This is a genomic window from Spiroplasma phoeniceum P40 (assembly GCF_003339775.1).
Classification (GTDB): Bacteria; Bacillota_I; Bacilli_A; order Mycoplasmatales; family Mycoplasmataceae; genus Spiroplasma; species Spiroplasma phoeniceum.
The window spans coordinates 1,522,978-1,537,573 of sequence record NZ_CP031088.1 but is presented as its reverse complement, the minus strand read 5'-3'; the positions used below and the strand labels follow the sequence as shown (position 1 = coordinate 1,537,573).

Genomic DNA, 14,596 nt, shown 5'->3' with positions numbered 1-14,596 from the left:
AGGTATGATAATATGGCAAAAATTATTGGTATTGATTTAGGAACAACAAATTCATGTGTTGCTGTGATGGAAGGAAAAGATTTTAAAGTTTTAGAAAATCCCGAAGGGCAACGAACAACACCATCAGTTGTTTCATTTAAAAATGAAGAAATTATTGTGGGAGATGCGGCAAAACGGCAAGCAGTAACAAACCCAAATACAATTAGTTCGATTAAACGTAAAATGGGGACATCAGAGAAAGTTCATGTTAATAATAAAAATTATAGTCCTGAACAAATTTCTGCTGAAATTTTACGTTATTTAAAAAACTATGCTGAGAAAAAATTAGGACAAAAAGTTTCAAAAGCAGTTATTACTGTTCCGGCTTATTTTAATGACGCACAACGACAAGCAACAAAAGATGCTGGAAAAATTGCTGGATTAGAAGTTGAAAGAATTATTAATGAACCAACTGCGGCAGCATTAGCTTATGGAATTGATAAAGTTGATAAAGAGCAAAAAGTTTTAGTATTTGACTTAGGGGGAGGAACTTTTGATGTTTCAATCTTAGATTTAGCAGATGGAACATTTGAGGTTTTAGCAACCGCTGGGGATAATCATTTAGGAGGAGATGACTTTGATGAAGTTATTATTCAATGAATGGTTGATGAATTTAAAAAAGATAATGGTATTGATTTAAAAACAGATAAAATGGCAATGCAACGATTAAAAGAAGAAGCAGAAAAAGCAAAAAAAAATCTTTCTTCACAATTACAAACTGAAATTGCAGCACCATTTATTACTGCGCGTGATGGAAATCCATTACATTTAAACCTAACATTAACAAGAGCAAAATTTGATGAAATGACAAAAAGCCTTGTTCAACGAACAATTGAACCAGTTCGTAAAGCATTAGTTGATGCAAAATTAAAACCTAGTGATTTAGACCAAGTTTTACTAGTGGGAGGAAGTACGAGAATTCCAGCGGTACAAGAAGTTATTAAACATGAATTAGGAAAAGAACCAAACCGCACAATTAATCCTGATGAAGTTGTTGCAATTGGTGCAGCAATTCAAGGGGGAGTTTTAGCTGGTGATGTAAAAGATGTCTTATTATTAGATGTTACACCATTATCATTAGGTATTGAAACATTAGGAGGAGTCTCAACTGTTTTAATTCCTCGCAATACCACAATTCCAACATCAAAATCACAAGTTTTTTCAACCGCCGCTGATAATCAACCAGCTGTTGATATTCATGTTTTACAAGGGGAACGTAAAATGGCAGCAGATAATAAATCATTAGGACGATTCCAATTGTCTGGGATTGAACCAGCACCAAAAGGAATTCCCCAAATTGAAGTTAAGTTTTCAATTGATGCAAACGGAATTGTATCAGTTACTGCAAAAGATTTAAAAACAAGTAAAGAACAATCAGTTACCATTACTAATGGTGGTGGTTTAACAGAAGAAGAAATTCAAAGAATGATTAATGAAGCAGAAAAAAATAAAGATAAAGATGAACAAAAATTAAAAAACATTGAATTGCGTAATAAGGCAGAGTCATATCTTTCAACAATTACACAAGCTTTAGAAGGGAATAAGGATAAAATGGATCCTGAACAGTTAAAAGCTTCTGAAGAAATGGCCAAAGAAATTAAAGAATTGTTAGAAAAAGAAGATTATTCTGGTTTAGAAGCAAAAATGGTAGCATTAGAACAAGTAATGGCTGAAGCTTCAAAATTTATGAATGACCAACAAAGTGATCAATCTGAACCAGAAGTTACGAATGATGATGACAAAAAAGATAAATAAGACAATAATGATGACTAAAATTCTTTTAGTTATCTTTTCTTTAAAAGAGAAAGTAGGAAGATGGTAATGGGAAAACGAGACTATTATGAAGTATTGGGCGTTAATCGTAATGCCACTGATGATGAAATTAAACGTGCTTTTCGACAATTAGCAAAAAAATATCATCCTGATGTTTCAAAAGAGAAAGATGCCGAAGCAAAGTTTAAGGAAATTAATGAAGCTTTTGAAGTTTTATCTGATCCAAATAAACGTCGCAATTATGATCAGTTTGGTCATGCTGGAACTGACCCCAATGGTTTTGGTGGTTTTAGTCATGGTTTTAGTAGTACGGGAGATTTTGAAGATATTTTCTCTGGTGGTTTTGGTGATATTTTTGAAAACTTTTTTGGTGGTGGTAAAAAACGCCGTGGTTTTAGTAATCAACCAATTAGAGGGGAAAATATTGCTGCACGTGTTACATTAACGTTAAAAGAACAAATGTTTGGGAAGAAAATAAATTTAGATTTAAATATTGATAAAAAATGTGAAATGTGTGATGGAACTGGAGCAAAAGACCCTAAAAAAGACATTCATACTTGTACAACTTGTGATGGTTATGGTTATGTTAACCTTGAACAGCGTAGTATTTTTGCTGTGATTCAATCACAGCAACCTTGTCCTGATTGTAAAGGGCGCGGAAAAGTAATTACTAATAAATGTTCAAAATGTAAAGGTCAAGGGAATTATCGTGGGAAAGAAACAGTAGAAATTGAGTTACCGAAATCAATTTATGAAAATCAACAGTTACGAATTCGTGAAAAAGGAAACTATGGTCTAAATAATGGCCCACGGGGAGATATTTATTTAGAAATCTCAGTAAAACCAAATAAATATTTTAAGCGGGTTAATGATAACCTTCATTTAAATTTACCAGTATCTTATTTAGATGCTTTACTAGGAGCAGAAATTAAAGTTCCAACTTTTGATGGGGATGTTCATTTGAAATTACCGCCAAATACAAAAACAAATAGTATTTTTAATATTCCAAATCATGGGTTTTTCAAATCACCAACATCGACAAAACGAGGAGATTTAATTGTTAATGTGATTGTAACAATTCCAACAAAATTATCGCCAGAAGAAAAAACAATTTTACAAAAGTTAAGAAATAATAGTTCGTTTAAAATTACTGATGATTTCTATGAGGATTTATAATTATTAAAAAAAGTTTTAAGCATGATATTAATATCATGCTTAAAACTTTTTATTTTTTTGTTTCTTGTTCTTTTCAACCGTAATAACCATAAATCCCAGTTCTTAAAACATAAGCATTATGATATCCTAATTGTCGTAGTTCTAATGCTGCTTCACTACTGCGATTACCACCATTGCATAATGTAATAATTAATTGGTTTTTGTTTGATAAGTAACGCGATTGATCTTGGGGCAAATCAAAAATATAAACATTTATTGAATTTGGAATTTGTCGTAAAGCTTTAAATTCAATCTCGGTGCGGACATCTAATAATAAAGCTTGTTCTTTTTGTGTTTCAAAGATTTCATTATCCATATAGACTGCTTTTTGGTTCATTGTGTACTCCTTATTTTTTTGTATATTTATATCATATCGTAAATATAAAATAATGTGTGATAAAATTAAGAAGATTAATTATCACAGAGAGGAATTAAGAGTTTTGATGGCAAAACAAGTATTTAAAAAAATAATAAATAATCAGGAACTAATTGTTGAGCATGGCCAATTAGCAAAACAAGCAAGTGGTTCAATTTTAGTACGTTATGGTGATACTGTTGTTTTAGTAACCGTAACAGTTAATAACAAAATTAGTGAAGGTGATTTTTTTCCTTTAACAGTTGTTTTTCAAGAAAAATTATATTCAGTCGGAAAAATTCCGGGTGGATTTTTAAAGCGAGAAGGGAAGCCATCTGAATATGGTACTTTATCAGCACGAGTAATTGATCGTGCTTTACGGCCATTATTTTCAGAAAATTTTCGTAATGAAGTTCAAATTGTTATTAATGTTCTTGCTGTTGATAATGATAATGATGTGCGGGTGGTTAGTTTATTTGCAGCATCATTAGCACTTAGTATTTCTAAAATTCCATTTGCTGGCCCAGTAGCGGGAACATTAGTAACTTTTGATCAAAATAATAATATTATTATTAATCCAACATTAGAACAAATTAATAATGGCAAAATGGAATTAATTGTTGCTGGAACAGCGGAGGCAATTAATATGGTTGAAGCGGGGGCAAAAGAAGTTTCTGAAAGTTTAATGTTGCAAGCAATTTTAGCGGGACATGATGTTATTCGACAATTAATTACTTTTCAGCATGAAATTATTGAAAAAGTTGGGGTACCAAAAATGGAAGTTGAATTGTTTCAAATTCGTTCTGAAATTATTACTTATGTTAATAACAATTATGCAAAAGAGTTAATTACAGCTGCTCGAATTAAAGAAAAAACAAAACGTTATGAAACAATTGAACATTTAGTTGAACAAGCAATTAATAATTATTCTATTCCAGTTCCACTTTCAGAAAAAGAACAGAAAAAATTAACTCTAGAATTAAAAACAGCTTTACATAATATTATTCGTCAAGAAGTGCGTCGCCAAATTTTAATTGATAAAACACGCTTAGATGGCCGAAAATTAGATCAAATTCGTCCATTAAGCAGTGAAATTGATATATTACCAATTGTTCATGGTAGTGCTTTGTTCACTAGGGGTGAAACACAAGTTTTATCAGTTGTAACATTAGGTGCATTAGGTGAAAATCAAATTATTGATGGAATTACCGATGAAGAAGGTAAACGTTTTATGCATCATTATAACTTTCCACCATTTTCAGTTGGTGAAACTGGGCGGATGGGTCCTCCTTCACGACGAGAAATTGGTCATGGCGCATTAGGAGAAAAAGCATTATTACAAATTATTCCTAGCGAAAAAGTGTTTCCATATACAATTCGTATTGTTTCCGAAGTTTTAGAATCAAATGGTAGTACTTCCCAAGCATCAATTTGTGCTGCTACATTAGCTCTAATGGCGGCTGGAGTGCCAATTATAGGGCCAGTAGTTGGGATTGCAATGGGTTTAATTAAAGAAAAAAATAACTATACTATTTTAACTGATATTCAAGGGGTGGAAGATCATCTTGGCGATATGGACTTTAAAGTAGCCGGAACTGCAAAGGGAATTTGTGCCTTACAAATGGACATTAAAATTGCAGGAATTAATAAGGCAATTCTCCAAGAAGCTTTAGAAGCGGCAAAAGAAGCGCGGTTAACAATTTTAGATAATGTTTTAGCAACTATTTCTGAACCACGAGCACATTTAGCACCAACAGCACCAAAAATGAAAACATTTATGATTCCTGTTGATAAGATTCGGGAAGTTATTGGTCCGAGTGGTAAAATGATTACAGCTATTATTGAAAAATCAGATGATGTTAAAATCGATATTGAGGATGATGGCCAAGTGACAATTTACCATAGAGAAAGCACAGCGATTGAAAAAGCATATCAGTTAATCAAAGCAATTGTAATGCCAGTTATTGTTGGTGAAGAAATAATTGGACCAGTTGTTAAAATTGAAAAATTTGGTGTTTTTGTTAATTTAAAAGAAAATCTTGATGGTTTAATTCATATTTCTAAATTAGCTAAACAACATGTTGAAAAAGCAGAAGATATTGTTCAATTAAACGATATTGTTAAAGTTAAAGTAATAGAAATTGATGGGAAAGGGAAAATTAAGTTACAACTAATTGAAATATTACCTAAAAAGTAACTTAATTTTTTAATTTTGGTTCTTAAATAAATAACTAAAATATTTGTTATAATTAAATAAGGAGTTAGGAGATTTAATTATGAGTAAAATTGCAATTGATATGATGGGAACTGATTTAGGGATTAAACCAATTATCGACGCTTTGAAAGTTTTTATGAAGAAATATGACGATGTTACTTTTATTTTAATTGGAGCTGAGAAGGAACTGAAGACTGCCACCGCAGTAGCAAAGTTAGATAATACAAAATATGAAATTTTTGCTACAACAGAAGTAATTGCAATGACAGAAGGTATGATGGAAGTTCGTCGTAAACCAAATAGTTCAATGGTTCGTGGAACTGAATTATTGCGTGATCAAAAAGTAGATGCTTTGGTATCTGGTGGTTCAACTGCAGCTTTTTTAGCAGCGTGTCATTTTATTGTGGGAGAAATTTCCGGAGTTTCACGGCCAGCTTTTATGCCTTTTATTCCAACAGTTAACAAGGGAAAGTCTGTTTTAATGCTAGATGTTGGTGCTAATTTAGAAAATGATGCCCAAGATCTTGTTAATTTTGCAATTATGGCTAGTGTTTATGCGCAAGAAATTATGCACAATCCAAAACCAAGTGTGGCAATATTAAATATTGGTGAAGAAGCATCAAAAGGAAAAGATTATCATAAAGAAGCTTATAAATTATTAGCAAATAATAAAAATATTTTTTTTAAAGGAAATATTGAGCCACGTAATATTACTAGTGATGTTGTTGATATTATTGTAACAGATGGTTTTACTGGTAATATTGCTCTAAAAACATTGGAAGGAATGGCGAAAAATTTAATGGGTGTTATTAAATACGAATTAACAAAGAATTTTTATCGAAAATTAAAAGCTTTTTCGTTACGAAAAGCTTTTCGGGGAATTCGTGAAACCTTTGATTATCGAAATAATGCAGCAGCATTAGTCTTAGGATTAAGAGCAATTGCTGTTAAAACGCATGGTAGTAGTGATGAAAAATCATGAATTAGTACTTTAGAATTAACTCGTACCGCAGTTGTCAATGATTTTGTGCAAAAAATGACAGTTAAATTGTTAAAGGGGGATTAATTATACGATGCAGTTTATAAACAAACAGCCAGAACAACTTTTTTTCGAGTTAAAAGTTTTTTTTAAACAGTATCATGTTTTTATTAAAGAACCACAATATTATTTAGAAGCCTTAACTCATAATTCTTATGCAAATGAAAATAATTTAAGTTATACTTATCAACGAATGGAATTATTGGGTGATGCAATTTTAACAAAAGAAATTTCCTTATACTTATTTTTAAGTTTTCCTGATAAAAATGAAGGTGAAATTACTAATTTACGTAGTAAAATTGTTCGGGAAGGAACATTAGCAGAATTAGTTCGTCGAATAAATTGAGCACCTTTCTTATTATTAGGAAAAGGAGAAATTAAAACAAAAGGATATGAAAAAAATAGTATTTTAGCTGATATTTATGAGTCAATGATTGCTGCATTATATCTTGATTTGGGTGAAGAAGTTGTTCGTAATTTTATTAATGATACCCTTATTCAAATGGTTTCTAATCCTGGTTTTTTTGATCAAATTCGAGATTACAAAACGGAATTACAAGAATTTTTACAAGCTGGTGATGCACGAACATTAGAATATAAATTAATTAAAGAATCACCGCCATTAGAAGGAAATCGAGTTTTATATACTGTGGTTGCAGAAATTGGGGGAATTCGTTATGGCGAAGGATGCGGTTATACTCATAAAGAAGCTGAGCAATTAGCTGCTCGTGATGCGCTACAAAAATTAGCAACAAAATCAAAATATCATTTCGAAAATAAATAACAATGTAATATGACTAAACTAATTTAAGTATATGGAGATGAAAAGTAATGATGATAAGACGTTTGTTTAAGAATTTTTGATTAAGTTTTACTAGAAATAGTTTACAAGTTTTAGGCCTATTTTTAATGTTAGGAATTATTATTACCTTGTTTGGGGGAATGATTATGTCAAGCAGTTTAAGTACGGTTCAATTAGCATTAATTGGTAATGACTTGTATGATACTAATATTTCATTTCAATTTAATTATAATTTAAAAATTGTTTCAAACCATCAAAATTTATCATATGGTTTAAACAATATTAATTATATTAATGAGTATGGAGATTTAGACAATAATAAAGTAGAAAGTCCTTATTTTCAGTTAAAACCAAATGGCAAAGATACTTATCAAATTGTATTGGATTCAGAAAGTAACCAGTCAGGAAAATGGCTTGCTTCAAATAGTTCAAATTCATAGGCATCGTGTAATCGAAGTGCAACAAATCAACTCCTTTATGAGTTGATTTTTTAATGGAAAGAAAACATTATTTTATTTTGCGGTCCTTAGTAATTAAGTATGGAAAAGATATTGTTATTAATACTGTAAATAAAATAGTAATTAATAATGTAAAAGAAAATGAATAAATTACCCGCGTAATTTATTAGCGGTAATTTATTCAATAATGTTTATTTTGAGCGTAGCGAACACGCAGAGCGTGACGCGATATTTAAAAATTTTGAAATGAGATATATTATGCCAACTTGATTAACGACAATATTTAGTGTTGTTATTATATTAGGGATTTTTGCTTGAATTGGTTTATCAATTTATCAAAAAATTAAACAAATTCGAGGAAAAAAAAGAAAAAAAAGAAATTGAAAGAAAGGAGGATAAAAAATAATGTTAGGTATGTATTTAACAACAGCGTTTATTTTTTTAACAGCACCTACACCTAAAACTATGACTGAGGGTATGACTGGGATTTGAACTGGTTTGACTAGTGCATTATGAAAAGTTAAAGAAGGTATAACAAATATTTTACCTGAGATAATGGTTTTCTTAGGTGAAGCGTGAATTATATTAATTCCATTTGCTATATTTTGTATTATTAAAATCTTAAATTGATTCCGTGTTATGGTTAAAGGATTTTAATATTTATTATAATCGATCATATATCTTAGCTAAGGCACACTAGTTTTTATATGTGATTTGATAAATACATTTACTTTTTTTAAAACTTGTAAACAGTGTATAGTGTAAAAATATCAATTTAATTATATTTAAGGTATTATTATGGTTTTCTCTCTGTATAAAAATATTTATAAATTTGTTAATTTATTAAAAATTAAAATAATAAATTTAAAAGTTATTATTAAAATTATTATTAGTGAAATAATTGTTTTAATTGGTGATACCATTCATGATAATCAAAAAATAGATGGTATCACATTTGTAAAAAATGAATTTATTAAATAGAAAAATGAATTTATTATTTCTTCGATATTTTATTTCTCCTTTCTATTTAAAATAATTTATACAGATAGAAAACCATAATAATATCAACTTAATTATAAACTTATGATTTTATATTTTAATAACTATTGTTAAAAATTAAATAGTATTTTTCAGTGTGCCAATTTTTATTATTTTTATATTTAACAATGTTTATTAACAGTGTTTATTAAACATTAAATAAACAATATATTAGCATTATGTATAACATTGTTAATAATCCAAGTGTTTATTACAATTAAAAAACATTATATAAACATTATTTATAACATTGTTTATTAAACAAATATTTAGTTATGAGATGATAAAATTGAGTAATTTTGTTAAGAAAAATCAGAATGTAGAAAATTATTTTATTAGTAAGGGATTTATACCTTTTACAACAGATAAAGCAAGTTTTATTAATTTACCTAATCATAATCGTCATATTGGTTTTTGATTGAGTAATAAGTTTATTTATCCGAGTGAAAAACATTCGGATCAAGTAGCAATCGGTTTGATTTATGATAATTCTTATTGCTAAGAAAGGATTTAATTTTTTTAATCGTTTCTTTATTATGCGAATTGTGATTTTCCAAGATATAACGGATTATGAAATTTGAAAAACAAAATCAGTAGAACGAACAGCAGAAGGTAAAAGAGCAAAACATAAGTCAGATGTTGGGTTAGGAATTCGGTTTTTTAAAATAATTATTCCGCTTGAATTTGGGTATCCTGTAAATACAAGTAGCAAAATCTGTCTCTTGTTAATTTGATGATAACATCATTTTTAACAAATGCAACTCTTTTTTTAAAAAAATAAAATATTTTATAAATATAGCTTAATTTAATCATATTTAAGCACACTAAAAAAGCATTTATTAAATTTTAATTAATAAATTTACTTAATATTTTTTAAAAAAATTTCTTTTGCACTTATTCAATTTAAACACGGTCGGAGTTTATCATTTATTACATTAACTACTCAATCTATTCTTTTCTGACTAACCATATTAAAATCTGTGCCCTTAGGAAATCAATGTCTAAATTCACTATTCATATATTCAATTAAAGGTTTTTGTTGTGGTGAACCAGCATCACAAAAATAAACTTGTGTTTCAGCAAATAATTCCATTTCTCGTCATTTGCTAAATTCTTTCCCTCTATCTGTTATTATTCCTTTTATTTTTCCAATTAAATTATTATTTATAACAATATCTTTAAACTTTTCTACAACTTCATCAGCAGTATTATTTTTTAATTTTATTGCAAAATATTTTTTACTTAATTGTTCTACTAAAACTAAAATAGCAGATTTATGGTCTTTTCCAACAACAGTATCCATTTCTAATCAACCAACATTAGAAACTTTATTTTCAATATCTCAAACTGACTTAAAATCAGTTAATTTACCACGATTATCAGATTTTCCTTTTGTTTTATATTTTTTACCACGATGTTGCAAATTCTGTTTTAAAAAACCATAAAAACCTAAACGAATTCATTTATACAATGTTTTAACACAAACCGGAAATTTAACACCAAACTTTATTAAAAAACGCTGAATAATTTCTGCTGGTGAATCATGATAAACATTAAATCTCAGATGAATAAAATTTAATTGTTCTTCTGTAAATGTAGGTAGTTTTTTAATACATTTTTTACGCTTTCTTTTGTAATCTTTTTGTGCTTCTATTGCTGTATAATCTTCTATATTTTTAAATCGCTTAATTTCTCTTTTAACAGTATTCACACTGCGATTTGTTTGTCTTGCAATTTCAGATAAATTAAGCGTACCATTTTTCTTTTTACAAGCATTAGAAAATAATAAATCCTTAAATAAATCACGCTCATCATATTTTAGATGTGTATAATCTTTCATATATTCTGTCTCCAATCTTTTTAAAATTATTTATACACTATTTTTAAAAAACTATTGACAATTATTTTTAAAGTTATACAATTAATTTATAACAAGTTGCGAATATCTGTCTCTATACTTGTTTTACAAAAAAAGACTTGAAAAAGTCTTTTTTTAATTGTAAAATAAACATAATAAAAATAATATTAAGTTCTTTAATACATTTTGCTACGTTTTTAGTTCTTGATAAGTTTGATATACTCTTTTATTTAATCATATTGTTTAAATAATAGCAATTTTAATATGCAAAAAGGAGTAAAAAATGAAAGAATTTAATCCAAAAACAGCAAGTTTAAGCACAATTAAGCGTAAAATAGAAGAATTTTGAACCGATAAGAAACCCGATCAATTATATTCTGTTAATCATTTAACCAATAAACTCAATCTTTCTAAGCATTGAAGACAAGAAAATTACCGGAGCGAAAACATAATTCCATTAATTGAAAGAAATATTCAAAAAATAGAAATGGAAATAATAGAGTTTATGATGAAAACACCTGATGGTGCTAAAACATATTGACAACGAGCATTTAATTATAAATACTCACTACAAGAAAAACAATTAGAACAAGAATTAAACTTAAATAATCAACAACCAATCATTGTTAATTTACAAACTGATATTAGAGATATTAAAAAAGAAGAAAGTGATAATAATGCTTAATCATTTTACTTATTTGTTAGAAATTCCTTATTGGTTATTACAAAATAGTAGTATTGGTAATAAATATCCATTTGCTAAGAAATATGAGTTAGTTAATGAAATTAATCAAATTGGAACACGATATAGTGGTAAGACTATTTCAAATATTAAAATGTTTGGTGAATTATTAAAAATTAGTTTATTAATTAAAGAACCAATTTGTATAATTGCTAGTATGTATTGGAGTAAAGATTTAAAAGATAGTGTATTTCAAAATATATGAAATATGTTAGATGAAAATAATATTCCTTATACTATTAATTTATCAAATTTTACTTTTACTTTATCAAATGGTAGCAAAATATATTGTAAAGGTTTACATTCACCAAGTCGGAAAGAAAAATTGAAAGCCTTTTCTGACTTAAACAAATATAAATTAGTAATTGATTGACGAGAAGAATGTGATCAATTTCAACAAAAAGACTTAAGTGATTTAGAGTTTGCTATTCGTGGTTATCAAAATAAAATAACAATTAATACATGTAACCCTGAAAGTTTAAAAAGATATATTGTTGGTTATTGTAATCAATTATTACCTTTTAATGAAGAAATAATGCGTAGTAAATATGAACAAATTAAGTATATTGAAAAATGAAATATGAAAATTATTATTCATTATTCTAGTTGAAGATTAAATTATGAACTACCACAAGATAAAGTTAATGAACAATTAAGATTAGAACAATTAGATATTGAAAGAGCAAGAGTGTGGAGTTGAGGTTTACCAGGCAATACTAGTGGGTCAATCTTTGCAAGATATATTGATATTATGCAAGCAACAGATATTATACAACCAACTAAATTATTAGGTGGTGTTGACTTAGCAAACTCTACTAGTCCCAAAGGACATACAACAGCAGCTAGTTTTTGAATATATAATTCATTTGATAAAAAAGCATATAAAGTAGCAGAATATACTCATTCAAATGCTACACAACAATTTAAAGGACCATTAGAACAAGTAAAAGATATTTTAGAGTTTTACAACAATCAATTAAATCAATACTTTAATTTAATTCAGCAAGGTATATCAATTAATGTTGATGATAGTGCTTATTCAACATTAGAAAGTTTAAATAGAGAAAAATATAATTATACTTTTGGTCAATACATGCATTTTAAACCAGCACAAAAGCAAAAATTTAAAATAAAGCATCGTATTGAAGCATTTACAATGTTAATAAATACTAATCAATTAAAATGATTATGAGAAAAATGTCCTGTAAGTAAAACCCAATATGAATTAATTCAATGAGAAGATAAACCAGATGCCAGAGAAGAACGAATGTTAGACTTATATGATGATACATTTGATAGTGATTTCTATGCCTTACACTTTGAATTAATTCCAATGGTTAAACATAATAGTTCAGCAGATTATAAATTATGACAACAAAGGGAGTGAATAAATTAATGAAAAAAGATATATATGTAATACATGATGAGCGTGTAATAAATGCAAAAAGACCTTATATGTCTGTTTGTGGAAAAGTTAAAAAAAGACTTTGTCAAGAATTAAAAAAAGATAATATCGCAATATGTAAATTAAATTTATATAACGAGTATATTAAAAAATATCAAAAAGTTAAAGTATGTGTAAAAGTTTTATCAAATGAACCTAGTTTATTAACAGTAAATATAATTAATTATGCACTTATTTTAAAATTAAAGGAGCAAAATAACAATGAATAATAATACATATCCTACTTTACCAAACTTAAATGATATTAATAGTGTTTTAAAATATTATAATTATGATTGAACAATTAATTTAGCAAATATTATTGCTCGACATCAAATGCGATTAGTAAATGGTAAAGATATTTTATTTAAATCTCATCGTAAAGACATTTTAGAAAAATTAAATTGATGATATGAAACTTATAAAATTAAAGAAAAATTAGACAAAAATGAATTAACAGCAAGTTTAATGGGTAAAACTATCTTTGGTTTATTAGAAACATCAGATGGCAATATTGATTTATGAATTAATCCATTTAACTTTACTTCAAGAGTAAGTAAAATAAATGAAATTGAACAAGGTGCTGATATTTGATTAAATTATCATCAATCAGATAGTGGTTTTATTTTAAATTTAATTTGTACCAAAGATAAAATAGTTATTAAAGGTTGACCTAAAAATAATGAAATAGTTGTTGGACAAAGTAAAACACAAATTAAAGATGATGTTAAACCTATTTTAGTACAAGAATTTAAAAATAAATTAGGTGTTGTACCTTTTTGAGAAATGATAAATGAACCTAATCCATTATTTTTATCTACATCAACTACATTAAATCCATGACCTACAATGGCAAATTGTTATAAATTACAATTTGATTTAGAAGATAGTTTTAATATTAAATCAAAAGAACGATGAGCAAATCGTACACATTGATATGGTCAATTAGATGATGATTTAATGACTGCTTATAATACAGGCAATAAAAAAGTATTACAAGATATATTTGATGATATTTTTATTCAATCAGGTCAATCAGCCGTAGATGGACAATTATCACAATCTTTACAAGTAGTACAAGGGACACCAATTTTAGAAACATATACCGAAGACCAAAAATCAATTATTGAGCAAGTATATATAGCATGTAATTTTTCTAGTCCTTTTGGTGATGCCTCAGATAGTGAAGAAAATAAAACACAATCATTAATAAAAAAAACAAAAGATTTAGAAAAACAAGCATATTTACAAGCATATCGTAAGCAATATTATACTAAAATGTTTGATACTGTTTTAAAATATTATGGTTTATGAAATGGTGTTGGTGAACGACCTTATGGTTTTGATTTTGTTAGTGCTAGTTTAGTTGATCAAATGAGACAAAATGAATTAATTACTGCTAGATTAGAAAATAGAACAATGGAACCAATACGAGCAATTACTGAATATGATAATATTGATGAATTAGAAGCAACAAAATATTTTGAAAAAATTGAAAAATACTGAGATAAAATACAAACCAAAGAAATTGAACATAATAATAAATTAATAGAATATGATGAAACTGGTAATAATCAAAATGCTATCCAAGGTAGAACAGAAATAAAGGAGGATTAAT

At 27.6% G+C, this 14,596-nt stretch carries 14 protein-coding genes and 3 pseudogenes; 15 read left to right on the top strand and 2 right to left on the bottom strand.

The window, feature by feature from the left end:
• Positions 1–12 precede the first annotated feature (12 nt).
• The gene (dnaK, locus tag SDAV_RS09435; RefSeq protein ID WP_114565389.1) at positions 13–1,794 is read left to right on the top strand and encodes a molecular chaperone DnaK; all 1,782 of its coding nucleotides are present in this window, start codon (positions 13–15) and stop codon (positions 1,792–1,794) included.
• 66 nt (positions 1,795–1,860) lie between these two features.
• Positions 1,861–2,988 carry a molecular chaperone DnaJ gene (dnaJ, locus tag SDAV_RS09430; RefSeq protein WP_114565388.1) on the top strand — a complete coding sequence of 376 codons (1,128 nt, stop codon included), beginning with the start codon at positions 1,861–1,863 and terminating at the stop codon, positions 2,986–2,988.
• A gap of 49 nt (positions 2,989–3,037) precedes the next feature.
• On the opposite strand, the gene SDAV_RS09425 is transcribed toward dnaJ, so the two are convergent.
• Positions 3,038–3,364 carry a rhodanese-like domain-containing protein gene (locus SDAV_RS09425; protein ID WP_114565387.1) on the bottom strand — a complete coding sequence of 109 codons (327 nt, stop codon included), beginning with the start codon at positions 3,362–3,364 and terminating at the stop codon, positions 3,038–3,040.
• Between the two features lie 106 nt (positions 3,365–3,470).
• Here SDAV_RS09425 and SDAV_RS09420 point away from each other — a divergent pair, with 106 nt between their 5' ends.
• From SDAV_RS09420 to SDAV_RS09380, 9 genes and pseudogenes are all read left to right on the top strand, one after another.
• Complete coding sequence (locus SDAV_RS09420; RefSeq protein WP_114565386.1) at positions 3,471–5,579, top strand: polyribonucleotide nucleotidyltransferase; 2,109 nt, start codon at positions 3,471–3,473, stop codon at positions 5,577–5,579.
• 79 nt (positions 5,580–5,658) lie between these two features.
• Positions 5,659–6,663, top strand: a complete 1,005-nt coding sequence (plsX, locus tag SDAV_RS09415; RefSeq protein ID WP_114565385.1) for a phosphate acyltransferase PlsX — start codon at positions 5,659–5,661, stop codon at positions 6,661–6,663.
• A 7-nt stretch (positions 6,664–6,670) separates the two neighbouring features.
• Positions 6,671–7,420: a ribonuclease III gene (rnc, locus tag SDAV_RS09410; RefSeq protein ID WP_114565384.1), complete on the top strand. Its 750-nt coding sequence runs from the start codon at positions 6,671–6,673 to the stop codon at positions 7,418–7,420.
• A gap of 47 nt (positions 7,421–7,467) precedes the next feature.
• The gene (locus tag SDAV_RS09405) at positions 7,468–7,878 is read left to right on the top strand and encodes a hypothetical protein (RefSeq protein ID WP_245938382.1); all 411 of its coding nucleotides are present in this window, start codon (positions 7,468–7,470) and stop codon (positions 7,876–7,878) included.
• Positions 7,879–8,154: 276 nt separating this feature from the next.
• Positions 8,155–8,302, top strand: a pseudogene (locus tag SDAV_RS09400) (hypothetical protein).
• Positions 8,302–8,553: a hypothetical protein gene (locus SDAV_RS09395; protein ID WP_114565383.1), complete on the top strand. Its 252-nt coding sequence runs from the start codon at positions 8,302–8,304 to the stop codon at positions 8,551–8,553. The pseudogene SDAV_RS09400 and the gene SDAV_RS09395 overlap by 1 nt, the downstream one beginning before the upstream one ends.
• 141 nt (positions 8,554–8,694) lie before the next feature.
• Positions 8,695–8,877 carry a hypothetical protein gene (locus tag SDAV_RS09390; protein WP_245938380.1) on the top strand — a complete coding sequence of 61 codons (183 nt, stop codon included), beginning with the start codon at positions 8,695–8,697 and terminating at the stop codon, positions 8,875–8,877.
• 337 nt (positions 8,878–9,214) lie between these two features.
• Positions 9,215–9,430: pseudogene (locus tag SDAV_RS09385) on the top strand (DUF3627 domain-containing protein); the annotation flags it as partial.
• Positions 9,429–9,620: pseudogene (locus tag SDAV_RS09380) on the top strand (hypothetical protein); the annotation flags it as partial. The pseudogenes SDAV_RS09385 and SDAV_RS09380, both read left to right, overlap by 2 nt.
• A gap of 173 nt (positions 9,621–9,793) precedes the next feature.
• Here SDAV_RS09380 and SDAV_RS09375 read toward each other — a convergent pair.
• Positions 9,794–10,774, bottom strand: coding sequence for an IS30 family transposase (locus SDAV_RS09375; protein WP_114565382.1), 981 nt, complete (start codon positions 10,772–10,774; stop codon positions 9,794–9,796).
• A 301-nt stretch (positions 10,775–11,075) separates the two neighbouring features.
• Here SDAV_RS09375 and SDAV_RS09370 point away from each other — a divergent pair, with 301 nt between their 5' ends.
• The 4 genes from SDAV_RS09370 to SDAV_RS09355 are packed head-to-tail and all read left to right on the top strand — an operon-like array spanning position 11,076 to position 14,595.
• On the top strand, positions 11,076–11,477 hold the full coding sequence (locus SDAV_RS09370; RefSeq protein WP_114565381.1) for a hypothetical protein: 402 nt from the start codon (positions 11,076–11,078) through the stop codon (positions 11,475–11,477).
• Positions 11,470–12,930 carry a PBSX family phage terminase large subunit gene (locus SDAV_RS09365; protein WP_114565380.1) on the top strand — a complete coding sequence of 487 codons (1,461 nt, stop codon included), beginning with the start codon at positions 11,470–11,472 and terminating at the stop codon, positions 12,928–12,930. Before SDAV_RS09370 ends, SDAV_RS09365 begins: the two co-directional genes overlap by 8 nt.
• On the top strand, positions 12,930–13,208 hold the full coding sequence (locus tag SDAV_RS09360; protein WP_114565379.1) for a hypothetical protein: 279 nt from the start codon (positions 12,930–12,932) through the stop codon (positions 13,206–13,208). The genes SDAV_RS09365 and SDAV_RS09360 overlap by 1 nt, the downstream gene beginning before the upstream one ends.
• Positions 13,201–14,595, top strand: coding sequence for a hypothetical protein (locus SDAV_RS09355; protein ID WP_114565378.1), 1,395 nt, complete (start codon positions 13,201–13,203; stop codon positions 14,593–14,595). Before SDAV_RS09360 ends, SDAV_RS09355 begins: the two co-directional genes overlap by 8 nt.
• Position 14,596: the final 1 nt, after the last annotated feature.